29 protein-coding genes and 1 pseudogene are annotated in these 21,754 nt (G+C 66.2%); 24 read left to right on the forward strand and 6 right to left on the reverse strand.

The window, feature by feature from the left end:
- Positions 1-58: 58 nt before the first annotated feature.
- From alr to AB4Z42_RS03990, 12 genes are all read left to right on the forward strand, one after another.
- Positions 59-1,216: an alanine racemase gene (gene alr, locus AB4Z42_RS03935; RefSeq protein ID WP_442007783.1), complete on the forward strand. Its 1,158-nt coding sequence runs from the start codon at positions 59-61 to the stop codon at positions 1,214-1,216.
- The gene (locus tag AB4Z42_RS03940; RefSeq protein ID WP_442007784.1) at positions 1,213-2,304 is read left to right on the forward strand and encodes an alpha/beta fold hydrolase; all 1,092 of its coding nucleotides are present in this window, start codon (positions 1,213-1,215) and stop codon (positions 2,302-2,304) included. The genes alr and AB4Z42_RS03940 overlap by 4 nt, the downstream gene beginning before the upstream one ends.
- Positions 2,297-2,764 carry a tRNA (adenosine(37)-N6)-threonylcarbamoyltransferase complex ATPase subunit type 1 TsaE gene (gene tsaE, locus AB4Z42_RS03945; protein WP_442007785.1) on the forward strand — a complete coding sequence of 156 codons (468 nt, stop codon included), beginning with the start codon at positions 2,297-2,299 and terminating at the stop codon, positions 2,762-2,764. The genes AB4Z42_RS03940 and tsaE overlap by 8 nt, the downstream gene beginning before the upstream one ends.
- Positions 2,761-3,360, forward strand: a complete 600-nt coding sequence (gene tsaB / locus AB4Z42_RS03950) for a tRNA (adenosine(37)-N6)-threonylcarbamoyltransferase complex dimerization subunit type 1 TsaB (protein ID WP_442007786.1) — start codon at positions 2,761-2,763, stop codon at positions 3,358-3,360. Before tsaE ends, tsaB begins: the two co-directional genes overlap by 4 nt.
- Positions 3,357-3,809 carry a ribosomal protein S18-alanine N-acetyltransferase gene (rimI, locus tag AB4Z42_RS03955; RefSeq protein WP_442007787.1) on the forward strand — a complete coding sequence of 151 codons (453 nt, stop codon included), beginning with the start codon at positions 3,357-3,359 and terminating at the stop codon, positions 3,807-3,809. The genes tsaB and rimI overlap by 4 nt, the downstream gene beginning before the upstream one ends.
- Positions 3,806-4,831 carry a tRNA (adenosine(37)-N6)-threonylcarbamoyltransferase complex transferase subunit TsaD gene (gene tsaD / locus AB4Z42_RS03960; protein WP_442007788.1) on the forward strand — a complete coding sequence of 342 codons (1,026 nt, stop codon included), beginning with the start codon at positions 3,806-3,808 and terminating at the stop codon, positions 4,829-4,831. The genes rimI and tsaD overlap by 4 nt, the downstream gene beginning before the upstream one ends.
- On the forward strand, positions 4,828-5,307 hold the full coding sequence (locus AB4Z42_RS03965; protein ID WP_442007789.1) for a nuclear transport factor 2 family protein: 480 nt from the start codon (positions 4,828-4,830) through the stop codon (positions 5,305-5,307). The genes tsaD and AB4Z42_RS03965 overlap by 4 nt, the downstream gene beginning before the upstream one ends.
- A gap of 103 nt (positions 5,308-5,410) precedes the next feature.
- Entirely contained in the window at positions 5,411-6,322 is a 912-nt protein-coding gene (locus tag AB4Z42_RS03970; protein WP_442007790.1) for an alpha/beta fold hydrolase, read from the forward strand.
- A 181-nt stretch (positions 6,323-6,503) separates the two neighbouring features.
- Positions 6,504-6,806, forward strand: a complete 303-nt coding sequence (gene groES / locus AB4Z42_RS03975; protein ID WP_046754122.1) for a co-chaperone GroES — start codon at positions 6,504-6,506, stop codon at positions 6,804-6,806.
- An 81-nt stretch (positions 6,807-6,887) separates the two neighbouring features.
- Positions 6,888-8,519 (forward strand): chaperonin GroEL, encoded by a 1,632-nt coding sequence (groL, locus tag AB4Z42_RS03980; protein WP_442007791.1) that lies wholly within the window; start codon positions 6,888-6,890, stop codon positions 8,517-8,519.
- A gap of 74 nt (positions 8,520-8,593) precedes the next feature.
- Positions 8,594-9,073, forward strand: a complete 480-nt coding sequence (locus tag AB4Z42_RS03985; RefSeq protein ID WP_442007792.1) for a cupin domain-containing protein — start codon at positions 8,594-8,596, stop codon at positions 9,071-9,073.
- A 290-nt stretch (positions 9,074-9,363) separates the two neighbouring features.
- Positions 9,364-9,678, forward strand: coding sequence for a hypothetical protein (locus tag AB4Z42_RS03990; protein WP_442007793.1), 315 nt, complete (start codon positions 9,364-9,366; stop codon positions 9,676-9,678).
- A 15-nt stretch (positions 9,679-9,693) separates the two neighbouring features.
- Here AB4Z42_RS03990 and AB4Z42_RS03995 read toward each other — a convergent pair whose 3' ends face one another.
- Entirely contained in the window at positions 9,694-10,335 is a 642-nt protein-coding gene (locus tag AB4Z42_RS03995; RefSeq protein ID WP_442007794.1) for a cutinase family protein, read from the reverse strand.
- 29 nt (positions 10,336-10,364) lie between these two features.
- Positions 10,365-10,874: a hypothetical protein gene (locus tag AB4Z42_RS04000; protein ID WP_442007795.1), complete on the reverse strand. Its 510-nt coding sequence runs from the start codon at positions 10,872-10,874 to the stop codon at positions 10,365-10,367.
- 155 nt (positions 10,875-11,029) lie between these two features.
- Between AB4Z42_RS04000 and AB4Z42_RS04005 the strand changes: the two genes are divergently transcribed.
- From AB4Z42_RS04005 to AB4Z42_RS04015, 3 genes are read left to right on the forward strand one after another with little or no spacing between them, the layout of a single operon-like run.
- The gene (locus AB4Z42_RS04005; RefSeq protein WP_442007796.1) at positions 11,030-11,701 is read left to right on the forward strand and encodes a hypothetical protein; all 672 of its coding nucleotides are present in this window, start codon (positions 11,030-11,032) and stop codon (positions 11,699-11,701) included.
- An 11-nt stretch (positions 11,702-11,712) separates the two neighbouring features.
- Positions 11,713-12,069, forward strand: a complete 357-nt coding sequence (locus tag AB4Z42_RS04010; protein ID WP_442007797.1) for a hypothetical protein — start codon at positions 11,713-11,715, stop codon at positions 12,067-12,069.
- A gap of 55 nt (positions 12,070-12,124) precedes the next feature.
- Entirely contained in the window at positions 12,125-12,523 is a 399-nt protein-coding gene (locus AB4Z42_RS04015; protein WP_442007798.1) for a hypothetical protein, read from the forward strand.
- 82 nt (positions 12,524-12,605) lie between these two features.
- On the opposite strand, the pseudogene AB4Z42_RS04020 reads toward AB4Z42_RS04015, so the two are convergent.
- Positions 12,606-12,695: pseudogene (locus tag AB4Z42_RS04020) on the reverse strand (class I SAM-dependent methyltransferase); the annotation flags it as partial.
- Positions 12,696-12,925: 230 nt separating this feature from the next.
- On the opposite strand from AB4Z42_RS04020, the gene pdxR reads away from it, so the two are divergent.
- The 5 genes from pdxR (at position 12,926) to AB4Z42_RS04045 (ending at position 17,376) form a co-directional block, all read left to right on the forward strand.
- Entirely contained in the window at positions 12,926-14,302 is a 1,377-nt protein-coding gene (gene pdxR, locus AB4Z42_RS04025) for a MocR-like pyridoxine biosynthesis transcription factor PdxR (RefSeq protein WP_442007799.1), read from the forward strand.
- A gap of 77 nt (positions 14,303-14,379) precedes the next feature.
- Positions 14,380-14,790, forward strand: a complete 411-nt coding sequence (locus tag AB4Z42_RS04030; RefSeq protein WP_442007800.1) for a cupin domain-containing protein — start codon at positions 14,380-14,382, stop codon at positions 14,788-14,790.
- Between the two features lie 5 nt (positions 14,791-14,795).
- Positions 14,796-15,743: an NADP-dependent oxidoreductase gene (locus tag AB4Z42_RS04035; protein ID WP_442007801.1), complete on the forward strand. Its 948-nt coding sequence runs from the start codon at positions 14,796-14,798 to the stop codon at positions 15,741-15,743.
- Positions 15,740-16,345, forward strand: coding sequence for an HD domain-containing protein (locus tag AB4Z42_RS04040; protein WP_442007802.1), 606 nt, complete (start codon positions 15,740-15,742; stop codon positions 16,343-16,345). The genes AB4Z42_RS04035 and AB4Z42_RS04040 overlap by 4 nt, the downstream gene beginning before the upstream one ends.
- 71 nt (positions 16,346-16,416) lie before the next feature.
- Entirely contained in the window at positions 16,417-17,376 is a 960-nt protein-coding gene (locus AB4Z42_RS04045; protein ID WP_442007803.1) for a DUF4349 domain-containing protein, read from the forward strand.
- On the opposite strand, the gene AB4Z42_RS04050 is transcribed toward AB4Z42_RS04045, so the two are convergent.
- Positions 17,332-17,667 (reverse strand): hypothetical protein, encoded by a 336-nt coding sequence (locus AB4Z42_RS04050; protein ID WP_442007804.1) that lies wholly within the window; start codon positions 17,665-17,667, stop codon positions 17,332-17,334. The genes AB4Z42_RS04045 and AB4Z42_RS04050 overlap by 45 nt on opposite strands.
- Between AB4Z42_RS04050 and AB4Z42_RS04055 the strand changes: the two genes are divergently transcribed.
- A complete protein-coding gene (locus tag AB4Z42_RS04055; RefSeq protein WP_442007805.1) occupies positions 17,564-17,872 on the forward strand; it encodes a hypothetical protein in 309 nt (102 codons plus the stop codon). The two genes, AB4Z42_RS04050 and AB4Z42_RS04055, sit on opposite strands and share 104 nt — an antisense overlap.
- Here the strand turns inward: AB4Z42_RS04055 and AB4Z42_RS04060 are convergent, their stop codons facing one another.
- On the reverse strand, positions 17,873-18,163 hold the full coding sequence (locus AB4Z42_RS04060) for a WhiB family transcriptional regulator (protein ID WP_442007806.1): 291 nt from the start codon (positions 18,161-18,163) through the stop codon (positions 17,873-17,875).
- Positions 18,164-18,590: 427 nt separating this feature from the next.
- On the opposite strand from AB4Z42_RS04060, the gene AB4Z42_RS04065 reads away from it, so the two are divergent.
- The 3 genes from AB4Z42_RS04065 to AB4Z42_RS04075 all read left to right on the forward strand — a co-directional run bounded on the left by AB4Z42_RS04065 (position 18,591) and on the right by AB4Z42_RS04075 (position 21,224).
- Complete coding sequence (locus tag AB4Z42_RS04065; protein ID WP_442007807.1) at positions 18,591-19,379, forward strand: hypothetical protein; 789 nt, start codon at positions 18,591-18,593, stop codon at positions 19,377-19,379.
- A 92-nt stretch (positions 19,380-19,471) separates the two neighbouring features.
- Positions 19,472-20,050, forward strand: a complete 579-nt coding sequence (locus AB4Z42_RS04070) for a sigma-70 family RNA polymerase sigma factor (protein WP_442007808.1) — start codon at positions 19,472-19,474, stop codon at positions 20,048-20,050.
- Positions 20,043-21,224 (forward strand): anti-sigma-D factor RsdA, encoded by a 1,182-nt coding sequence (locus tag AB4Z42_RS04075; protein WP_442007809.1) that lies wholly within the window; start codon positions 20,043-20,045, stop codon positions 21,222-21,224. Before AB4Z42_RS04070 ends, AB4Z42_RS04075 begins: the two co-directional genes overlap by 8 nt.
- Positions 21,225-21,251: 27 nt before the next feature.
- On the opposite strand, the gene AB4Z42_RS04080 is transcribed toward AB4Z42_RS04075, so the two are convergent.
- Positions 21,252-21,656: a DUF5319 domain-containing protein gene (locus AB4Z42_RS04080; protein WP_014209027.1), complete on the reverse strand. Its 405-nt coding sequence runs from the start codon at positions 21,654-21,656 to the stop codon at positions 21,252-21,254.
- Positions 21,657-21,754 lie beyond the last annotated feature (98 nt).

Here is a 21,754-nt window from a genome sequence, read left to right on the forward strand (position 1 = left end):
CGGCCGTCACTGTGGGCCAAGGCACAATTTCCGGTCTGGGACAATCGGCAGTGGTGACATGACCATGCATACGACCGGAGCGACGACATCGGCGGCAGCCCCCGAGGCGGTCATCGACCTCGACGCCGTGGCACACAACGTGGCCCTGCTGCGCGAGCACGCGGGATCAGCGCAGGTGATGGCGGTCGTCAAGGCCGACGGCTACGGCCACGGCGCGGCGCAGACCGGCCGCGCCGCCCTGGCCGCGGGTGCTGCGGAGCTGGGTGTCGCCACCATCAACGAGGCGGTTGCACTCCGCCGCGACGGCATCGCGGATCCGGTGCTGGCGTGGCTGCATCCACCGGGAACCGACTTCGCACCCGCGCTCGAGGCCGATGTTCAGATCGCCGTATCGTCGCTGCGCCAGATCGGCGACCTTCGCGACGCGGTTGAGCGCACAGGCCGTACCGCAACGGTCACGGTCAAGGTCGACACCGGCCTCAACCGCAACGGCGCCAGCCCTGCGGAGTATCCGGCGATGCTGACGGCACTGAAGCAGGCCCTCGCGGATGAAGCGTTCGCGGTGCGTGGCCTCATGTCGCATCTGGCACTCGGCGACGAACCCGAGAATCCGTTCAACGACGTTCAGGCGCAACGGCTCAAGGAGATGGCCGGCCAGGCTCGCGACCAGGGCGTGCGGTACGAGGTGGTGCACCTGTCCAACTCGCCGTCGGCGCTGACGCGTCCCGATCTTGCGTTCGACATGGTCCGTCCGGGAATCGCGGTTTACGGCCAGACGCCGATTCCCGAGCGTGGTGACATGGGGTTGAAGCCGGCGATGACGCTGAAATGCCCTGTGGCGCTGGTGCGGCCAGTGCGTGCGGGAGATGGTGTGTCCTACGGCCACACGTGGATCGCCGAACGTGACACCACCCTTGCACTGCTTCCCATCGGCTACGCCGACGGTGTCTTCCGCAGCCTCAGCGGCCGCATCGACGTGTTGATCAACGGCAGGCCGCGCCGCATTGCCGGACGTGTCTGTATGGACCAACTGGTGGTCGACGTGGGGACCGACGGTGACGTCAGCGAGGGCGACGATGCGATTCTGTTCGGACCGGGCACCAGTGGCGAACTCACCGCGCAGGACTGGGCCGAACTGCTCGGCACCATCAACTACGAGGTCGTCACGAGTCCCCGCGGCCGCGTCGTCCGTACCTACCTTGGGTCCCAGCGTTGAGTGATCAGGGTGCCCGCTGGCTGGCGGGCGCGGCAGGCGTCACCGCCGTCGGCACCGCAACGGCGGTGTCGGTCGCCAGGTCGCTGCGCCGGCGAGTCAGCAGCGATGACCCTTACGAGTACGAGGATTTCAGCCTTCTCGACGCCGACCGCAGCGTCGTCGTCACCACACCGGACGGTGTCGACCTGGCGGTCCGCGAAGTGGGGGACCAGAATGCCCCACTGACGGTGGTCTTCGCCCACGGCTTCTGTCTACGCATGGGCGCCTTCCATTTTCAGCGCGCCCGGCTTACGGAGGAGTGGGGCCCGCAGGTGCGGATGGTGTTCTACGACCAGCGCGGACACGGTCAGTCAGGCATGGCGTCGCCGGATACGTACACCGTCGAGCAGTTGGGCAAGGATCTGGAGACGGTGCTGGCGGTGATGGCGCCGCGCGGGCCCGTCGTACTCGTCGGCCATTCCATGGGCGGCATGACCGTCCTGTCGCATGCCAGGCAGTTCCCGAAGCGCTATCCGACGCGGGTCGTCGGCGCTGCGCTGATTTCGTCTGCAGCCGAGGGGGTTTCGCGGTCCCCGCTGGGGGAGATCCTGAAGAACCCCGCACTGGAGGCGGTCCGCTTCGCCGTCCGGTACGCGCCGAAGACGGTGCATCGCACCCGCGGCGCCGCCAAGTCGGTGATCGCTCCGATCCTGCGTGCGGCCTCCTACGGCGACGAGAAGGTCAGCCCGAGCGTCGTCGAATTCTCCGAGAAGATGATGCACGACACCCCGATCGGGACGCTGGTCGAATTCCTGCACGCACTCGAAGTCCATGACGAAGCCGACGGGCTCAACACCTTGGCGAAGGTGCCCACGCTGGTCGCCTGTGGCGACGAGGACCTGCTCACCCCGATGGAGTACTCGCAGGACATGGCCGACGCCCTGCCCAAGTCCGAGCTCGTCATCGTCGACGGCGCAGGGCATCTCGTACAGCTCGAACAACCCGAGATCATCGACGACGCGCTGGTCCGCCTGGTGGAACGCGCCACACCCTCCAAGCTCGTCGCGATGACCCGCCGCGTCCGGGACCGGGTTCGCCACCATGGCTGAGCGTGGCGCCGGGACTGCTGAACTACCGACGGCCGACGACACCATCGCCCTGGGTGCACGACTCGGCAAGGAACTGCGCGCCGGCGACGTCGTGGTGCTGTCCGGCCCGCTGGGCGCGGGAAAGACCGTGCTGGCCAAGGGAATCGCACAGGCCATGGATGTCGAGGGTCCGGTGATCTCGCCGACATTCGTGTTGGCCCGCGTGCACCGTGCTCGAAATGCCGAGGCTCCGGACATGATTCACGTCGACCTCTACCGTCTGCTCGACGAGACATCGGTAGATCTCCTCGGCGAACTCGACTCGCTGGACCTGGACACCGACCTCGAGGATGCGGTTGTCGTGGTGGAGTGGGGTGAGGGAGTGGCCGAGCGGCTGTCGGACAGCCATCTCGACATTCGCCTCGAACGCGGCACCGACACCGAGGTTCGCACCGCGATGTGGCAGTGGAGCGCGCCGTGAGCGGCCTGATCCTGACGATCGACACGGCCACACCCGCGGTCACCGCGGGGGTGGTCCGCCGCGCCGGCGACACGATCGAGGTGCTGGCCGAACGTGCCACGCTCGACGCCCGTGCGCACGCCGAACAGCTGACACCCAACGCGGTCGGCGCGCTGGCCGATGCGGAGATCGGAGTCGGAGACCTCGAGGCGATCGTCGTCGGGTGCGGGCCGGGGCCGTTCACCGGGCTGCGTGTCGGCATGGCCACCGCCGCGGCATACGGTCACGCGCTCGGGCTGCCGGTGCACGGCGTCTGCAGCCTCGACGCCATCGGTGTCGACACCGCCGGAGACGTCCTTATCGTCACGGATGCCCGTCGCCGCGAGGTGTACTGGGCGCGTTACCACGACGGTGCGCGCGTCGAGGGGCCCGCGGTGTCCGCTCCTGCCGACGTCCCCGGCGCGGACGAGGCGCTGGCGCAGCCGCCTCTGTATCCCACCGCAGCGGGCCTGGTGCGTGCTGTTGCCGACTGGAACTCGGCGCCTGCGCCGCTGGTGCCCCTGTACCTTCGTCGGCCCGACGCAAAGACGTTGGCCGAGCGGGCGGCGACTCGGTGACCGTCGTCTACGGAAAGCTGAAACCGTCGGATGCCGCGCGGTGTGCCGAGCTGGAGTCGCAGCTGTTCGAGGGGGACGACCCGTGGCCCGAGCGGGCGTTCCTGGCCGAACTCAAGGCCAAACACATTCACTATGTCGCCGCGCGCAGTGACGACAAGCTCGTCGGCTACGCCGGGATCGCGCGGCTGGGCCGAACACGGCCCTACGAGTACGAGATTCACACCATCGGCGTCGATCCGGTGTACCAGGGCCAGGGCATCGGGCGGCGCCTGGTGACCCAACTCCTCGAATTGGCTTCCGACAGCGTGGTATTCCTCGAAGTCCGCACCGACAACGCGCCCGCGATTGCGCTCTACGAGAGCTTCGGCTTCGTCAACGTCGGATTGCGCAGGCGCTACTACCGTGCCAGCGGCGCCGACGCCTATACGATGCGACGAGATCCGTCATGACAGTCATCCTGGCCATCGAGAGTTCGTGCGACGAAACCGGTGTCGGCATCGCCGAACTCGGAGCAGACGGCTCGGTGACGCTACTGGCCGACGAGGTGGCCTCCAGCGTCGACGAGCACGCCCGATACGGCGGCGTGGTGCCCGAGATCGCGTCGCGCGCCCACCTGGAGGCGCTGGGCCCGACGATGCGCCGCGCGATGGAGACCGCCGGAATCGAACGGCCGGACATCGTCGCGGCGACCATCGGCCCCGGCCTGGCCGGCGCGCTGTTGGTGGGAGTCGCTGCCGCCAAAGCGTATTCGGCCGCATGGCAGGTGCCGTTCTACGCCGTCAACCATCTCGGGGGCCATCTGGCCGCCGACGTGTACGACCATGGCCCGCTGCCGGAGAGTGTCGGCCTTCTGGTGTCGGGCGGACACACCAACCTGCTGCACGTGCGGTCGTTGGGCGAACCGATCGTCGAACTCGGCAGCACGGTCGACGACGCTGCGGGCGAGGCCTACGACAAGGTGGCACGCCTGCTCGGTCTCGGCTATCCCGGCGGCAAGGCGCTCGACGACCTCGCCCGCACCGGTGATCGTGACGCGATCGCGTTCCCGCGCGGCATGACCGGGCCGCGCGACGATCCTTATGCGTTCAGCTTCTCGGGGCTCAAGACGGCCGTGGCGCGTTTTGTCGAAAGCCACCCGGACGCACTGCAGGCCGACGTCGCCGCTGGTTTCCAGGAGGCCGTCGCCGACGTGTTGACCCGCAAGTCCGTCCGGGCGGCGAAGGACCTGGGGGTGTCGACGTTGTTGATCGCCGGTGGGGTGGCGGCGAATTCGCGGCTGCGAGAAGTGGCCGAGCAGCGCTGCGCGGAGGCCGGACTGACGCTGCGGATTCCGCGTCCGCGGCTCTGCACCGACAACGGTGCGATGATCGCGTCGTTCGCCGCACATCTGATCGCGGCGGGTGCGGCGCCGTCGCCCCTGGACGCGGCCAGCGATCCCGGTTTACCCGTGGTGAAGGGACAGGTGGCATGAGTCGCCCGCGAGAGGCCGAAGGCGGATCGCAGTCTCTGGCCAAGCTCGAGATCAGCGAGCTGATGTACCGCTATGCCGAGCTGATCGACGCGGGCGACTTCGACGGAGTCGGCGAGCTGTTGTCGCGCGGGTCGTTCGGTGGCACTGGGCCACAGGGTGTCTCCGGTGCGCAGAACATCGCCAAACTTTTCGCGGCCACGACCCGGCGCTACCCCGACCACGGGAACACACCGCGGACGCGTCATCTGGTGCTCAACCCGATCGTGGAGCTCACCGGTGACACGGCGGTCGCACGGTCGACCTTCTGCGTCGTGCAGGACACCGAGTCCGTACCGATCCAGCCCATCGTCGTCGGGCGGTACTTCGATTCGTTCGGCCGCGACTCGGCGGGTTGGTACTTCACCGAACGCAAGGTGGAGATCCAGATGATCGGGAATGTGTCCGATCACTTGATGGTCGATCCGACGAACTTCTGACCGTCGCTGCGGCAGACTCCCTGCCGTGCACTACGACCTGCGCCTGCGACCCGCTCAACCAGAGACCCCGCCACCTGATGCATTCACGATCCATCGTCGTGAGGTGCCACCGACCGAAGGCCGGGACGGGCTGTCGATCGCGTTCGTGCACGAAGGCGCCGGCTATCCCGTTGTGCTGCTGCATGGTTGGCCCGAGACCAAACGCATCTGGTGGCGAAACATCGGCGCCCTGGCCGAAGCGGGATACGAGGTGATCACACCCGATCTGCGCGGCTTCGGCGACTCGGACCTGTCGGCGGCCGACGTCTATGACCTGGCGGCGTGGAGCCGCGATCTCTACCTGCTCGTGCATGACGTGCTGGGCCACGAGCGGTGCGGCGTTGTCGCGGGCGACCTCGGCGGCGCGGTCGCGGTGGACCTGCTGCATCGCTATCCGGGTTTCGTCGAGAAGCTCGTCTACTTCAACACCGTGCCGCCGTTCGTCTTCGACGACTTCGTCGCGGCGGGGATAGACCTCGCGTCGATCCGGTCGTTCGGAGACGGGCCGACGGCCGACTATCGCCGCCTGCAGGGGGCGACGCCGGACGAGTTGGCTGCCGAACTGGACACACCGGCCAAACGCAGACGGCACGTCGCCGGCATGTACGGGCACCGATTGTGGGCATCGCCTGGCACCTTCACCGCGGCGGACGTCGACTTCATGACCGAACCGTTCTCCTCCGCAGAACGGATGTGGGCGAGCTGGGCCTGCTACCAGCTCCAGCACGGTCGGGCGATGAGCGAGCCGCCGATCATCGACGGCAAGGTCGACGTCCCCACGTTGATCCTCTACGGCATGGACGATCAGGCGATCGGCCCTGATTTCTTGCACACCTGCGAGGTGGCTTTTACGAACCGCACGGGACCGGTCGTGGTTCCGGGTGCCGGCCACTTTCTGCAGTGGGAGCGCGCTGACGTTGTCAATCCGCTGGTGGACGCCTTCTTCGGCGACCTCCGTGTTCGCCACTCGCGATAGGCAGTAGGCCGATCTTGAGTGCTAGCACTCTCATGTATAGAGTGCTAGGTGGCAGGCGACCAACCCCTGCGCCGGCACCCGCGACGACGGCGCGAGGCACGGACGCTATGCCGAACACCTGGTAATTGAGATCCCGGGATCCCCCGGGGCCGACAACCCGAAATTAGTGGAGGGCTCCATCGTGGCGAGCGTGAACATCAAGCCACTCGAGGACAAGATCCTCGTTCAGGCCAACGAGGCCGAGACCACGACCGCTTCCGGTCTGGTCATTCCCGACACCGCCAAGGAGAAGCCCCAGGAGGGCACCGTCGTCGCAGTCGGCCCCGGCCGCTGGGATGAGGACGGCGAGAAGCGCATCCCCCTGGACGTTTCCGAAGGCGACACCGTCATCTACAGCAAGTACGGCGGCACCGAGATCAAGTACAACGGCGAGGAGTACCTGATTCTCTCCGCCCGTGACGTGCTGGCTGTCGTCAACAAGTAAGCACCTGTGTCCCGCCCCGGAGCTTCCCGTATCGACGGGTGAGTTCCGGGGCGGCACTCTTTTCGAGTCAAAAGGACATTTATGAGCAAGCAGATTGAGTTCAACGAAACTGCGCGCCGGGCAATGGAAGCCGGCGTCGACAAGCTTGCCGGCGCTGTGCGGATCACACTGGGGCCCCGCGGCCGCCACGTGGTGCTGGCCAAGGCGTACGGCGGTCCGGTGGTGACCAATGACGGCGTCACCATCGCCCGCGAGATCGACCTGGAGGACCCGTTCGAGAACCTGGGTGCCCAGCTGGTGAAGTCGGTCGCCACCAAGACCAACGATGTGGCAGGCGACGGCACCACGACGGCGACGGTGCTCGCACAGGCGATCATCAAGGCGGGGCTGCGCAACGTGGCGGCGGGTGCCAACCCGATCGCCCTGGGCCAAGGCATCGCCAAGGCCGCTGACGCCGTCTCCGAGGCGCTCCTGGCCGCGGCGACGCCAGTCAGCGACAAGACCGGCATCGCCCAGGTCGCCACCGTTTCCTCGCGCGACGCCGAGGTCGGCGAGCTGGTGGGCGAGGCGATGACCGCCGTCGGCGTCGACGGTGTCGTGACAGTCGAGGAGTCCTCGACGCTGAGCACCGAACTCGAGGTCACCGAGGGCGTCGGCTTCGACAAGGGCTACATCTCCGCGTACTTCATCACCGACTTCGACGCTCAGGAAGCTGTGCTCGAGGACGCGTTGGTGTTGCTGCACCGCGAGAAGATCAGCTCGCTGCCCGACCTGCTTCCCCTGCTGGAGAAGGTCGCCGAAGCGGGTAAGCCGCTGCTGATCGTGGCCGAGGACGTCGAGGGTGAACCCCTTTCGACGTTGGTGGTCAACGCGATTCGCAAGACGCTCAAGGCCGTTGCGGTCAAGGCGCCGTTCTTCGGGGATCGCCGCAAGGCGTTCCTCGACGATCTGGCCGTCGTGACCGGCGGACAGGTCGTCAACCCCGACGTCGGTCTCGTGCTGCGCGAGGTCGGCCTGGAGGTGCTTGGTACGGCACGCCGGGTCGTGGTCGACAAGGACAGCACAGTGATCGTCGACGGCGGCGGCACGCAGGACGCCATCGAAGGGCGCAAGTCTCAGCTGCGTTCCGAGATCGAGGCCTCTGATTCCGACTGGGACCGCGAGAAGCTCGAGGAACGGCTGGCCAAGCTGTCCGGTGGCGTCGCCGTCATCCGGGTCGGCGCGGCAACCGAGACCGATCTCAAGAAGCGCAAGGAAGCGGTCGAGGATGCTGTTTCGGCAGCCAAGGCGGCCGTCGAGGAGGGCATCGTCGCCGGTGGTGGCGCTGCGCTCGTGCAGGCCGGTTCGGTGCTCGGCCCGCTGCGCGAGTCCCTCAAGGGAGACGAGGCACTCGGCGTCGGCGTCTTCGCCGCTGCGCTGACGTCGCCGCTGTACTGGATCGCCACCAACGCCGGACTCGACGGCTCGGTCGTGGTGAACAAGGTCAGCGAGTTGCCGGCCGGGCATGGCTTCAACGCCGCCACGCTCGAGTACGGCGATCTCGCGGCCGACGGCGTCGTGGATCCTGTCAAGGTCACCCGGTCGGCGGTGCTGAACGCGGCGTCCGTCGCCCGGATGGTGCTGACCACCGAGACCGCGATCGTCGACAAGCCCGTCGAGGCTGAGGACGACGGCCATGGCCACGGTCACGGGCATCACGGCCACTCGCATTAGGTCGCTTTGACGAAGCACCCCCGGTCCTGTTGGGCCGGGGGTGTTTTGCTATTTACGGGTGATGACGTAGTCGTATGCTCGGCCACGTGAGCATGGCTTACCTTGCGCAACCGGAGCAGCAACAACAACTGGAATGGCTCGACGGCGGCACGCTGGCGATCCTGCTCGACGGCAAGGCCACCGATGGTCAGTTGATGGTCGGGCGATTCGATGTCAGCGAGGGTGAAGCACCTCCGTACCACAAGCACACGCGTGAGGACGAAGTCTTCATGCTGATCAAGGGGACCGCATTGCTCTGGTACGACGACCAGGAGATGGAACTATCTGAAGGCGGAATCGTTTTCTTGCCCAAGAACATTCCGCACGCATACCGAATCACATCCAAGAAAGCGGATCTGCTGATGATCAACACCCCTGCGGGAATCGAAGGCATGTTCCGATATGCCGGTCGTGACAGAGCAACGCCACGCCCGGAGGGTTTCGAAATCTCGCCCGCGCTTTTGGCCGAAGGGGCGGACAGGTTTGGGCAGGTCATTGTCGGCCCACCGCGCTAGCGCTCCGATCGCTGATGCCCGAACCTGCGGCTCCATTTCGGGCGTCAGCGGTGTCAGGTAAGCCGCTCCTGCGCCAACGCGCGGCTTAACCCCCGGTCCTGTTGGGCCGGGGGTGTTTGCTATGCATCGAATCTGGGGTGTCTGGTTCGTCAAATGCGCTGGTTCGGCACCAGTGCGACGCAAATCGAGATAGGTTGCCGCTCGGGGACAGCCGCAGTCCGCGGCGGGGCTTGATTCGAGGAGAGGGACAACAGATGCACAGGGTCTTGAAGACACTCACGATCAGCAGCGTGGCGGCGGTTGTCGCGCTGATTGGCCTGGCCGCCGCCCCGGCAAATGCACAAGACCGCCACGTGCAGGTTCTCAATGAAACGCAGCAGGGGATCGTGCAGTTCTTCGCTTCTAACGTCGACCGCCCCAACTGGGAGGAGGACATTCTCGGCGAGAACGTTCTGCCGGTAGGTCAGTCGGCAAACATCAACATCGATGACGGCAGCGGGGCGTGCCTGTACGACTTCAAGGCCGTGTTCGAGGACGGCCAGGAGCTGGTGCGTAACGGCATCGACGTGTGCACGACCAGCACATACACCTACACCGAAGGCTGAGATACGCGGCTTCGTTTACACGAGGCCCGCGATAAAGCCGGCCGCCTGGTCGGGGTAGGGCGGCAATTCGTAATTGCTGTGAGCGGACCGGTCGCGTCCCTCCGAACAGATCGGGTCGCCCGGACTGCATACGTCGATTGCGCGGCCGGCAAATTGGCCGGCCGATGACAGCGGGGAACCGAACCGAGCTCCGGGATTGCCGAATACCGCTACGGCGGCTACGTGGCCGGCCAGATCCGGGGCCAGCGGGGGTGCTGAGCCGATGGATCCGATTCGGTTGCCAACGGGTGGCACGCCGGCCAGCATGGAAACCACCGAGGCGCCTTGTGAGAACCCACCGAGAACCACCCGGGTATCCGGGCATGCGCCGGCAAGCCAGGCGATGTGCCCGCGCGCGTCATCGGCGCCCCACCCCGTGGTGAGAAAGTTCAGGCTTGCGGGGTAGTTCACCGCGTAGGTACCCAGGGTGCGTCCGCCGAGCTGCGGAGCCAGCGTCGCGGCCAGTGCGTCGCCTACGCGACCCATCCCGGGTGGCTCGCCGGTTCCGCGGGCGAAGACCAGTTCGACATCTGAGCATGGATTCGCGGTTGCGACAGGTATCGGGGCGGCAGTCAGGGCAGCGGCGATCGCCACGGCGGCCAGGAGGCGGGCTTGCATGGGCGAAGTCTTGCAGACCCAGCGTCGGCTCACCCCGTCGGCTGGACGGAGACCAGGCGGAACGAGCCCGGCTGGGCGTCGTCGGGCGTGAAACGGACCATCAGGGTGTCGGGGGGAAACTGGGTGGCCAGGTCGTTCAGCGTCCTAGGTAGGAAGGTCCTGGCCTTGGCGTTGCCGTACCAATTCGGATCGGATGGGTCGACGCTCAAGCTGCCGACGCTGTCGATCGTGTCGTCCCAGCGGTGCACGATCTCGGGCGGCGCATCTCCGAATCCCGCCGACTTCAGGTAGGCATCGCCTTGTCCCGCAAGGGTAATCGTCGTCCCACCGCCGACCGGCGCCCCGGTGATCGTGCCGTTGATGACGTCGGCCGTGACCGACGTCAGCCGCACGGTGCAGACGTTGTCGGTGACGCTGGAAGGGACGCAAAATGCGGGCAGCGGGTCAGCCTGAGCCGGAGCGATGCTCAGGCCGACCGACAGCGCAACGGCAGACAGTGTGGCGCCGCCGGCGACGAGACGGCTGCAAGCGATCGGCATCGGGGTCCTTCGGTCAGTGCGTCGACCCGCTCGGGTCACTGAACTGTATTCGCGTTTGGCATCGTCGCAGTTACAAGTCCCAAACCGAGCCTTGACGGGCACCTCGGTACGTAGTATTTCCGAGCAGCGCCCGTCGGTGACCCTGGGGAGGTGCGATGAACCTGCGACGCAACAGGCGAACGCCCCCGGCCGATGTGGTGATCGAGGTCGCCAATGCCGAAGAGCTGTTCTACGCCGATCCGAGCGGCCTACTCACCGGAGCGCGCCGCATCGACAGCGGAATGGACGAATTGGTGGAGCGGATGCTCGCCCGGCGGGAGATCAACGCTGATCAGCGCGTTTTCCTGGACATCGACAGCGTTTGCTCCGACGAGGAGGCTGCCAACGTGGTGGCGGCCGTTCGCCGCTATTTCGAGCTGCGACTGCGCCGAGCCAAGCGCGAACACGACCTGATCTGGCGCCAGGGCAAGCGATCGCTGCTCAGTGGCTCGCTGCTGTTCATCGTGGGAATCGCGTTGTCGTTCGCGTTCACGCGACCAGGGATGGGCGAATTCGCCAACGACCTGATCGGAAGCGGCGTATTCCTCGTCGTCGCGTGGGTCGGCCTGTGGTATCCGCTCGACTTGTTGTTCATTGCACGAGAGCAGGCAAAGCGCGAGATCGGCGTGCTCAGCAAGATGATCGACGTGCCGGTTGTCGTTCGCGCCCAAAATCGCGCGCTCCCTGTGGCGACGATGCCCGCGTCTCCACCGATCAAACAGGGTTTACCGCTGAGCCTGGAAGCCCGGTTCCGCCGTTTTCGTGGGCCATCGAAGTCGGGGATCTAGGAAGGCCAAACATGACGATTGGGCGTTTCGCAGCGGTGGGGCTGGTTGCAGCTGCGGTCGCGGGGGCGCCACCGGCAGGTGCCGCCCCGATGGACCCGATCCCCGGGAACGGCTTCTTTCTCGTCGGGCCTGACATCTCGCCGGGCCTCTATCAAACGGGCGGTACCGCATCCACGTTCGGAGTGTGGATAAACGATGTGCCGACGCAGGACTCGATGTGTGTGTGGTTCACATACAGCACGCCGGATACGAACAAGGACAACGTGGTCGCGACGAACATGTCGATCGGTCCGATGTTCGCGAATATCAATACGACGGTGATGGCCTTCGAGTCGCGGAACTGCCAACCCTGGACCCGGGTGCCCTGACGACCCTGGTTTCTGGAAATGGGTGACAACCGGGAAGCGGGGTACCCAGGGGTTCATGGTGGAACACGAGGGCGGCCAGTGGAACGTCGCTACGAAAAAGAACACGGTGTACCTCGAGCGAGTTTCCGAGGACAACAAGCAGTTATTCGACGACGCGTTGGCGCCTGAAGAAGCCCGTCAGTTGGCTCGCTTGCTGAAAAAGCACGCCGACAAGATCAGCGAGTCGGACGAGTCCGACAGGGACTCGGACGACGAAGACAAAGACGAAGACGAAGACGCCGAGGACAAAGACGAGGATTCGGACAAAGACGAGGATTCGGACGAGGACGACGACTCGGACGAGGACGACGACTCGGACGAGGACGACGACTCGGACGACGACGCGAACAAGGACGAGAAGAAAGACAAGAAGAAGGACAAGAAGAGGGACAAGAAGAAGGACAAGGACGGCTAGCGACGTTCTGCCGAGATGACGACGTTCGCCGGCGCTGTGTCGATATCGTTGATCCGGCCGTGCTCGGCCATCAGATCGTCTGAGTTCCTGCCGGCCAGGGCAGGCGCCAAGCCCGGGCGTCCAGGCCCGCGGTCAGAATCACGACCTGCCGCAGCCCCGCATCGGTGGTGGCGCGTAATGCATTGCTGTCGAATATATTCCAGATTCCCGACCCGGCCGCGTCGAGAAAAGCCCGTGCGAACGGGTCACGAAACAGGGGCCTCGCGAGTGTATTGGTGTCAAGGTCAAATGTAGGCTCGAGCACATGCGAATCGGCGAGTTCGCGGGGCTGCTCGATGCCGGGCTGCCGACCCGCAACAGGCACGCCATCGCCGGCTACCTGGGTAAGGTTCTGCGCGTCACGTGAGCCCAGTCGCCGGATTGGATCTGCACCTGGATCGCCACGGCGGCAGGGTGCGCGACAGCGTGATGGACGCCGTGCGCGACGCCATCCGTTCGGGCCGATTGGCGCCGGGCACCCGGCTGCCGTCGAGCCGTGCGCTGGCCGCGGACCTCGGTGTCGCGCGAAATACGGTGGCACGCGCATACGCGGAACTCATCGCCGAAGGCTGGCTGACATCACAGCAGGGCTCGGGAACCCTGGTGTCCCAACGGGCCGAACAGGTTCTGGGTTCCGTCACCTCGCCGCCGCGAGAACAGGCACCGCGCCGGCTGGATCACGACCTACGGCCCGGTCATCCCGACCTGTCGTCGTTTCCGCGAGCAGAGTGGAGCCGGGCGGTTAAACGCGCATTGGACTCGGCGCCGTTCGAGGCGTTCGGCTATGCCGACACATACGGCCGACCCGAACTGCGTCACGCCCTCGCCGAGTATCTGGCACGCGCCCGGGGTGTCCGAGCGCGACCGTACAACATCGTCGTGTGCAGCGGTGCCGCCGAGGGAGTGAACCTCATCGCGCGCGCTCTGGCAGATGTTGGGGTCGGCGCCGTGGCGGTCGAGGGGTTCGGACTGTCCTCCCAGTGGGCGTCGCTGCGGCGAGCGGGATTACGTTGTCCGCCAATGCCTGTGGACGGCGACGGTGCTCAGATCGAATTGCTGGACACCATGCCCGAGGTGGGCGGTGTGCTGCTCACGCCGTCTCACCAGTTCCCGCTGGGCGTGCCCCTGCATTCCGACCGGCGCGCGGCTGTCATCGACTGGGCGCGCCGAACCGGCGGTGTGATCATCGAAGACGATTACGACGGTGAGTTCCGCTACGACCGCAGCCCGGTCGGCGCGCTGCACGGCGGTGACCCCGACCATGTGATCTACATGGGTACCGCGAGTAAGTCGCTTGCGCCGGGGCTTCGGCTCGGCTGGCTGGTGCTGCCGGACCGACTCGTCGAGTCGGTCGCGCGGCAGAAAGGCGATACCGAAGAGACTTCAGGGTTTGTCGACCAGCTCGCGATGGCAGAATTCATCGTGTCGGGTTCCTACGACAGGCACATTCGCACCATGCGCGCCGAATATCGGCGCAGGCGTGAACAACTCGTCGCCGCTGTCGCCGCGTCATCGCCGACCACGAGGGTGGCGGGAATGCCTGCGGGGCTGCACGTGACGCTGGAGGGCAGCGCGCTGTCCGGTCATCGCGCGTGGCGGCGACTCGGCGTCCAGGTGCTGGACTTCTATCGCCACCCCGGGATGGATGGTGAGCGCGACGGTGTGGTGATCGGCTATGCGTCGCCTGCGCCGAGCGCATGGTCTGCGGCCCTGGACGCCTTGACCGCACAGCTGCCCTGACCCTGGGCGCAACTGGCCCCTCCTCTGCGCACCCGAGTGGCCCACAATCGCCGGCATTGCGCGATTAGCGTTGAGGCATGCTCGCCACGGGAAATACCAAGATCACCGACCTCTTGTGCGTGACACCGCCGCCGATCCCAGAAGGTGCACACGCGATGACACAGCTCGTCGAACTACCCCCGGCCGGGGAAGGCCTCGGTCCACATCGACATTCCGGACCGGTGTTCGGTTACGTGCTGGCAGGCAGGATCCTTTTCGAGCTCGAGGGCGAAGCGCCGACGGAAATCACCGCGGGTGAGGCGTTCTGGGAGCCCGGCGGCGACGTGGTGCACTACCAGATGAGCAACCTTGTCGACGACGAGTGGAGCAGCTTTCTGGCCGTGTGCATATGCGCGCCCGGTGTCGACATGATCACCCTGCTCGACCCCGAGGAGATCGCGGCCCGTGATTCATTGCGGCATCCCAGCGCCCGTCGAGGCGCAGAATGAAGACCATGCGGGCGATCATCGCGCGTGACCGCGCTGCAGGCATCGAAGGGCTTGCGGCGGGGGAGATGCCCTATCCGCACGCCGCCGAGAACGACGTCATCGTCCAAGTGCACGCCGCGGGGTTCACGCCAGGTGAACTCGACTGGCCGAGCGCCTGGACAGACCGCGCCGGGCGCGATCGGACCCCGAGCGTTCCCGGCCACGAGGTCTCCGGGGTGGTCGCCGAACTCGGTTATGGGACGACAGGCCTGACCATCGGCCAGCGGGTCTTCGGGGTCACCGACTGGTGCCGTGACGGCACATTGGCCGAGTTCGTGGCGGTCGAGGCGCGCAACCTCGCGCCGCTGTCGGCCACGGTGGGCCACATTGTGGCTGCGGCGCTGCCGATTTCAGGTCTCACGGCGTGGCAGGGACTGTTCACCCACGGACACCTCGAGGCCGGGCAGACTGTCCTGATTCACGGCGCTGCAGGCGGTGTCGGCTCGATAGCGGTGCAACTGGCGCGGGAAGCGGGCGCGCGGGTGATCGGTACCGGCCGCGCTGCCAATCGAGAGACTGTCCTGAGTCTGGGTGCCGAAGCGTTCGTGGACCTGGACCGCGATCGCCTCGAAGGCATCGGAGAAGTCGATATGGTCTTCGATGTGATCGGAGGTCAGATCCTCTGTCGGTCAGCGGCATTGGTCCGTTCGGGTGGTGCGCTCGTCAGCGTCGCAGAACCGCCACCGACACCGCCCGAAAGCATCCGGGCCGTCTTCTTCGTGGTGGAGCCCGATCGTGCGGGCCTTGCCGAATTGGAGCACCGGCTCAGGGACGGGCGGCTGCGTCCGCTCGTCGGAGCGATACGACCTCTCGAAGAGGCCGCTGCCGCGTTCGGTCAGCGTGGTCGCGGCAAGACGATCATCCGGGTCGTCGATGATGCATCGGAAACCACTGCCGACAGAGCTGTTTCATGACGTTGCCGTCGATACCGGTCGTCCCGTATCCGCAGACGCCTGCGTCGATCGCCGCGCTGTCGGTGGCAGACCGCTTCTACTCGCCCGCACTACTCAACCATTGCCTCCGCTCGTACCTGTGGGCCGCGAAATACGGGGCGGCGCATGGCATCGCCTTCGACGAGGAACTGCTCTATGTGTCGGCGATGCTCCACGACCTCGGTCTGACCGACGCGTTCGACAGTCACCGGATCGACTTCGAAGTGGCGGGCGGAAACCTCGCGTGGGTGTTCGGGGTGGCGGCCGGTTGGCAGGCTGAGCGGGCCGCGAGGGCCGAGGAGGTCATCGTGCTGCACATGCGTCCCGACGTGTCTGCGGCCGAAGACCCCGAGGCGCACCTGTTGCAGGTCGCCACGAGCTGGGACGTCGCCGGGCGCCGGCCGGAGGAGTTCCCGGACGAGCTACGCACGGCGATACTTGCGCGCCACCCCCGACGAGGATTCGGCGGCGAGTTCATCGCGTCCTTCGAAGACCAGGCACGGCGTAAGCCGGGCAGCGCGGCCGCGAACTCGATCGCCAGTAATGGTGCCGACCGGATCAGGGTCAATCCGCTCGACAGCTAGATCACGGCGAGTCATGGCTATCCAACCAGCGAAAATGGTCGAAGTTCACAGCTAATGGCATGGTGGCTCACATGAGCCGGACATCCTGCAGTTTGATCCGCAAGTGGGTGACGTTGGCGATTGCGGGCATCGCGACGTTGGGTCTCGTGACGGCCTGCTCTGGGTCGGGGCCGTCGCATCGCACCGAGAACCCGGCCAATGCGCCCGCGTCGGGGCTGGCGGATGGCACTGTCGCCGCCCCCGAAGCCCCACCGGAACAGGGGCCTCTGCCGGTGGAGGACGCCACGCGGGACGTCGTGAAGACCGCGTCGATGACCGTCGCGGTCACCAACACCTCGGAGGCCGCGGACAAGGCGGCCGTCATGGTCGAGAAGGCAGACGGCCGTGTCGACAGCCGCACCGAGGATGCGGGATCCGACCGGGGATTCGCCCGCACGTCGATCGTGCTGCGAGTTCCTGTGGCGAAACTCGATGAGGTGGTGCGGGAGCTCAAGACTCTGGGAACCGTCCAGTCGGCCGAAACCACATCCGAGGATGTGACAGCGCAACGGGTCGACCTCGACGCCCGCATCAAGGCCCTGCAGACCTCGGTGGATCGTCTACTGGCGATCATGCGCGACGCCAGGGACCCCGATGCGCTCATCACCGCCGAGGACGCACTCTCGCAACGGCAAGCGGATCTGGACAGCCTGCGTGCCCAGCGCGACGCGCTCGGTGACCGCATCGAATACAGCACCGTCAACGTCACCTTCGTGGCCGAGTCGATCGGCGGGCCCGCGCCCAAGGAGTACCAGGGGTTCCTAGGGCAGGTGGAACGTGGCTGGGACACAATGGGTTTCGTCGTCGGTAACCTGGTGCTGCTGTTCGGCCTGATGCTTCCCTGGCTCGTCTTGCTGGCCATTGCCATCGGCATCGGCTACGGCGTGATCCGGGTGGCCGGGGCCCGCAGTGCCAAGACCGTTGTGCCAACCAAGCCTGCGGAGGAATCAGACGTGGACGTCGCGCAGCCCGACGGCGAACCGAAGGCCTGAGCAGTTGTAGCACCCCACACACCCGACGCAGTCTGTGCAGCCCACGCAGCCCAGGCACGCGACGCACTTCTTGCAGAACGCGCACGCCACACACGCGATGGATCCGGCGACCGCGAGTGACATTGCGGTGACGATACTTCCGGCGACTGCGGCACTTCCGGCCGTCGCGATCGACCCGGCGACTGCGGTGCTCGCGACGGTCGCCGCCGAACTGATCACGCCGGTACTGGCCACAGTGGCCGCCGACCCGGCGACCGCGGTGCTCGCCACCGTCGCCACCGAACCGGCCACCGCCGAGCTGGCCGCCGTGGCCACCGACCCGGCGACCGCGGTGCTGGCCGTCGGGTCGTCTGATTCGAGAACGAGGTCGTTGGCGTCTGCGGGGTGCGGCACGGCGTCCATTCTGCGTCAGGTGCGCGCAGCTGTCTCGGCATCGAAAAGGCCCCATCCCGGTACACCGGATTGGGGCCTTTCGTCGGACGTGTTGGATGGGTGACTACGAGGCGCGGCGGATACCCCGCTTCAGCAACAATTCGCGCTCGGACTCCGAAAGGCCGCCCCAGATGCCGTAGGGCTCTCCGACGGCCAGTGCGTGCGTGCGACATTGCGCGATCACCGGGCAGCTCCGGCACATTTCCTTGGCGCGCATCTCGCGCTGCGCACGGGCCCTGCCCCGCTCTCCGTCGGGATGGAAGAACATGGACGAGTCGACGCCTCGGCATAGACCGGCTATCTGCCAGTCCCAAATGTCAGCGTTGGGTCCTGGAAGTTGTTGCGGCTGTGGCATTGGAAAACCCCTCTCTACACACCCATTTCGCAACTACGCGAGTGCGTGAGTTCTGGAACCGATCCGAGCACAAGTCGCCGATGACTACTCGTGCACACAAACTAGGGGGGCCCATGAAAATCCGTCAATAGCCTGAGCATGTGCTTATTGGCATAACGGCAGGTCCAGAATTTACGTCACGTTCATCATTGAGACCCACGGCCAACGAGTTGCGTGTTAAGCAAACGTGTCGCGGCGGTCGGTGACGCGCATATCACCTGATCGCGTCCCAATGGCCGCCTGCGGCAACTTTTCTCGCCGAGCCCCCGGCTTACATGGAATTAACATTCACAGCACCAACTGTTAACCAATGTGATTTTCCACTGTTGCACGATGTGCCCACCGGTACCGGGTATCGCACCTCCGCGTTGGTACCGTCGCGACACCGATGACGACCTCCACCGCAGTGCTGTCCAACGCCGCTTTCGGCGACAACCCGGAACGCTGGCCACTGCCCGCAGCGACGACTCCGCACGAACTGTGGTTGCGTGCCGTCGCAGCCGGCGGCCAGGGTCGCTATGCCGGCGCACTGTCCGATCTCGCCGCGTTGAGCCATGAGCCGGCCGGCCCACTGGTTTCGCTGGCCCACAGCACCCGCGCCTCGTTTCTGCGGCAGCTCGGCTGGCATGACCGTGCCCGCGCTTGGGACGGCCGGGCGTGGGCCGCCGCCGGATCCGATCTCCAGGCGGGTGCCGACGCATTGATCGGGCTGGCCGCCGACGCTCTGGGGGTAGGCCGATTCGGGGTGTCGGCCCGTGCGCTGGACCGTGCGGCGGACCTCGTGACCGAATCGGTATCGCCGCGGTTGCGGGTCCGGCTGGCCTGGGTGCGCGCGGAGCTGGCCATGGGTCGCGGGCAGGGCCCGGCGGCGGTCGAGCACGCCGAGCGGGCGGTCCAGGAGGCCGTCGAACTCGGTTCGGCACGACACGCCGTGAAATCAGAAGTGGTCAAGGCTGCGGCGCTGTGCTGCGCCGGTGACCTGGACGGTTCTCGGCGCGTCGCCGACACGGCCTTGACCGACACCGACCGTCTCGGAATGATCCCGCTGCGCTGGGCGTTGGCGAGCTTGCTGGCAGGTATCGGCAGCGCGACGCATAAAGAAGCAGAGGTGGCAGCCATCCGAGATGAGGCTGCCGACACAGTCCGGTCACGGGGCGGCGTGTGGGCCGCCCGCTGAGACGGGAGCACGTCATCCTCGTAGTTATTGTTTAGCTGAGCCAACGGCCACCGGTAAGTGTCCTGTACGTAACGCTGGAGAGATCGCCCACGATGACAATTTCGGGAGAACAACTCGATGCTGTCGTTGCTGAGGCTGTAGCGGGCAATCGAGATGCGCTCCGGAGGGTGCTGGAGACCATTCGTCCCATCGTCGTTCGGTATTGCCGGGCGAGGGTTGGGTCGACTGAGCGAAGCGGCCTCTCAGCAGATGACGTTGCCCAGGAGGTTTGCTTGGCCGCCATAACGGCGCTGCCGCGTTACAAGGATCAGGGACGACCCTTCCTGGCCTTTGTGTACGGCATCGCGGCGCATAAGGTCGCTGACGCACATCGCGCAGCGGGCAGGAACCGTTCCGACCCGACGGATGTCGTGCCGGAACGTTTCTCGGTGGACGCGGGCCCCGAGCAGATGGCGCTGGACTCCGAGGCATCGGCCCGGATGAAGAAACTGCTGGCGATATTGCCGGAGAAGCAACGCGAGATCCTGATCCTGCGCGTGGTCGTCGGTATGAGTGCCGAAGAGACTGCCGAGGCGGTCGGAAGTACTGCGGGGGCGGTCCGTGTCGCGCAGCACCGTGCATTGGCACGGCTGAAGGACGAAATCGTCTCGACGGGGCACGACCATGCCTGACTTCGGACGCTGGACTTCCAATGGGGGCGACCCGTCGCTCAACGAGATCAACCGCTCTGACCGGTTCCTCGACGCACTCGCGACCGAGCAGCAGGTGTATGCGACCGATGCCGGCGAAGCCGAACTGATCAACCTGTTGTCGGGTTGGCGCGACGAGATTCGCGAAGCGCCGTTGATGGCGCCGGTGACGCCGCGAGACGCCGTGATCGCCTTGGACGCCGCGCAGCGGACGCGCCATAGCTCACGCAGGACGCTGGCTCTCGTCGGATCGACCGCCGCGGCGGTGTTGTGTCTCGGCGGGTTCGTCAGTGTCGTCGCGGGTTCGGGTCCGGGCGACTCGCTCTACGGGCTGCGCACGATGATTTTCGGCGAGCAGCAGGCCACCCGCGACGACGCCGTGATGCTTGCCTCGCAGCAGCTTGCCGAGGTCCAACAACTCGTCGACTCAGGACAGTGGGACGCGGCGCAGCAGAAGCTGCAGACGATCACCACGACGGTCGCGACGGTCAACGACGATGTCCAAAAGCAGGAACTGGTCAGCCAATGGCAGGACCTGACGGTGAAGGTCGACGCGAAGGACGCCGCCGCAACCCTTCCGCCTGACGTGCCGCCGCCGACGTTCCCCGAGGTGGTCGTGCTTCAGACCCCGACGTCGTCCGACATCACCTCGGCGGAGTCCACGTCGCCGACGTCGCCGACGTCATCGGAGACGACGTCACCGACCTCGCCGACGTCACCGACCTCGTCGGCCACCACGACTCCGGTCTCGGGGACGACGACGTCGCCCTCACCCGGGGCCACCAGCACGACGCCACCGCCGGCGACCACGACGCCTCCCACGAGCGCACCGCAGCAATTACCGCCGGTGACGACCACGCTCCCGCCGGTCACGCAGACGACGGTGCAGCAGACGGTGCAGCCGCCGACCTCCGAGGAGGTGCCCCCGACTGTCGAGGCGCCGCCGTCGACGGTTGTTGAGGAGCCGCCGGTGAGCACCACGGCCGTCATCGAGCAGCAGGAGGCGCCGAGAAACGTGCCGACGACTGCCGAAGAGCCGGCCACCGTTGAGGCGCCGCCGACCGTTCAGGCGCCGCCGACAGTGCGGGAAGTGCCGAAAACGGCGGTCACGACGATTATCGAGGCGCCCGCGCCTGCTGCTGACCCAGGCAGCTAACCCTGGTTCGTCCGGCGGTATTCGCTCTCAGCGATATCCGTCGGTGTCCGTGGTGGCTTCGTTGAGGGAGGCGTCGGCGTAGCCGCGGCAATAATCCCAGGTCACGTAGGCGTCAGGTTCGGGATCGTAGGCGGGCTCGTGCGGTCGGACGGTGCCGTCGACAAGCAGTTGCAACAGGTTGGCCCGCAGCATGTCCCAGTCGTGATAGTGATCCTGCTGGCACTCGTCGCAACATACGACCAGGCCACGAATTCCCTTGTGCGCCAACAACGCTTCATATACCGCTAAATCCGCGAGATCGGCTTCGACCGCGGTCCGCTCCTGCGGGTCCAGCGGCTGCCCAGGTTCGAGGGCGTCGAGCGCAGCCGAAGGGTCGCACGGATCGTCTGCGAACGGATCGGGCGGCAAACCCGGCGGGAGGTGGTCGCGCACGACTCCCACAGTACGCAGCCGCCCACATCTCGCGCCAGCCGTCCACCGGCATGGCGCAACCGGGAGTGGGACACCGAACCGGCGACGTCGATGCCGAT

It is taken from the genome of Mycobacterium sp. 2YAF39 (assembly GCF_052114565.1).
GTDB lineage: Bacteria > Actinomycetota > Actinomycetes > Mycobacteriales > Mycobacteriaceae > Mycobacterium.

Bases quoted from the DNA above. Each gene is read 5' to 3' on its own strand.
- alr (WP_442007783.1), top strand. From the start codon at position 59: ATGACCATGCATACGACCGGAGCGACGACATCGGCGGCAGCCCCCGAG.
- tsaE (WP_442007785.1), top strand. From the start codon at position 2,297: ATGGCTGAGCGTGGCGCCGGGACTGCTGAACTACCGACGGCCGACGAC.
- tsaD (WP_442007788.1), top strand. From the start codon at position 3,806: ATGACAGTCATCCTGGCCATCGAGAGTTCGTGCGACGAAACCGGTGTC.
- AB4Z42_RS03965 (WP_442007789.1), top strand. From the start codon at position 4,828: ATGAGTCGCCCGCGAGAGGCCGAAGGCGGATCGCAGTCTCTGGCCAAG.
- groL (WP_442007791.1), top strand. From the start codon at position 6,888: ATGAGCAAGCAGATTGAGTTCAACGAAACTGCGCGCCGGGCAATGGAA.
- AB4Z42_RS03985 (WP_442007792.1), top strand. From the start codon at position 8,594: ATGCTCGGCCACGTGAGCATGGCTTACCTTGCGCAACCGGAGCAGCAA.
- AB4Z42_RS03995 (WP_442007794.1), bottom strand. From the start codon at position 10,335: ATGCAAGCCCGCCTCCTGGCCGCCGTGGCGATCGCCGCTGCCCTGACT.
- AB4Z42_RS04000 (WP_442007795.1), bottom strand. From the start codon at position 10,874: ATGCCGATCGCTTGCAGCCGTCTCGTCGCCGGCGGCGCCACACTGTCT.
- AB4Z42_RS04005 (WP_442007796.1), top strand. From the start codon at position 11,030: ATGAACCTGCGACGCAACAGGCGAACGCCCCCGGCCGATGTGGTGATC.
- AB4Z42_RS04010 (WP_442007797.1), top strand. From the start codon at position 11,713: ATGACGATTGGGCGTTTCGCAGCGGTGGGGCTGGTTGCAGCTGCGGTC.
- AB4Z42_RS04015 (WP_442007798.1), top strand. From the start codon at position 12,125: ATGGTGGAACACGAGGGCGGCCAGTGGAACGTCGCTACGAAAAAGAAC.
- AB4Z42_RS04030 (WP_442007800.1), top strand. From the start codon at position 14,380: ATGCTCGCCACGGGAAATACCAAGATCACCGACCTCTTGTGCGTGACA.
- AB4Z42_RS04035 (WP_442007801.1), top strand. From the start codon at position 14,796: ATGCGGGCGATCATCGCGCGTGACCGCGCTGCAGGCATCGAAGGGCTT.
- AB4Z42_RS04040 (WP_442007802.1), top strand. From the start codon at position 15,740: ATGACGTTGCCGTCGATACCGGTCGTCCCGTATCCGCAGACGCCTGCG.
- AB4Z42_RS04045 (WP_442007803.1), top strand. From the start codon at position 16,417: ATGAGCCGGACATCCTGCAGTTTGATCCGCAAGTGGGTGACGTTGGCG.
- AB4Z42_RS04060 (WP_442007806.1), bottom strand. From the start codon at position 18,163: ATGCCACAGCCGCAACAACTTCCAGGACCCAACGCTGACATTTGGGAC.
- AB4Z42_RS04065 (WP_442007807.1), top strand. From the start codon at position 18,591: ATGACGACCTCCACCGCAGTGCTGTCCAACGCCGCTTTCGGCGACAAC.
- AB4Z42_RS04070 (WP_442007808.1), top strand. From the start codon at position 19,472: ATGACAATTTCGGGAGAACAACTCGATGCTGTCGTTGCTGAGGCTGTA.
- AB4Z42_RS04075 (WP_442007809.1), top strand. From the start codon at position 20,043: ATGCCTGACTTCGGACGCTGGACTTCCAATGGGGGCGACCCGTCGCTC.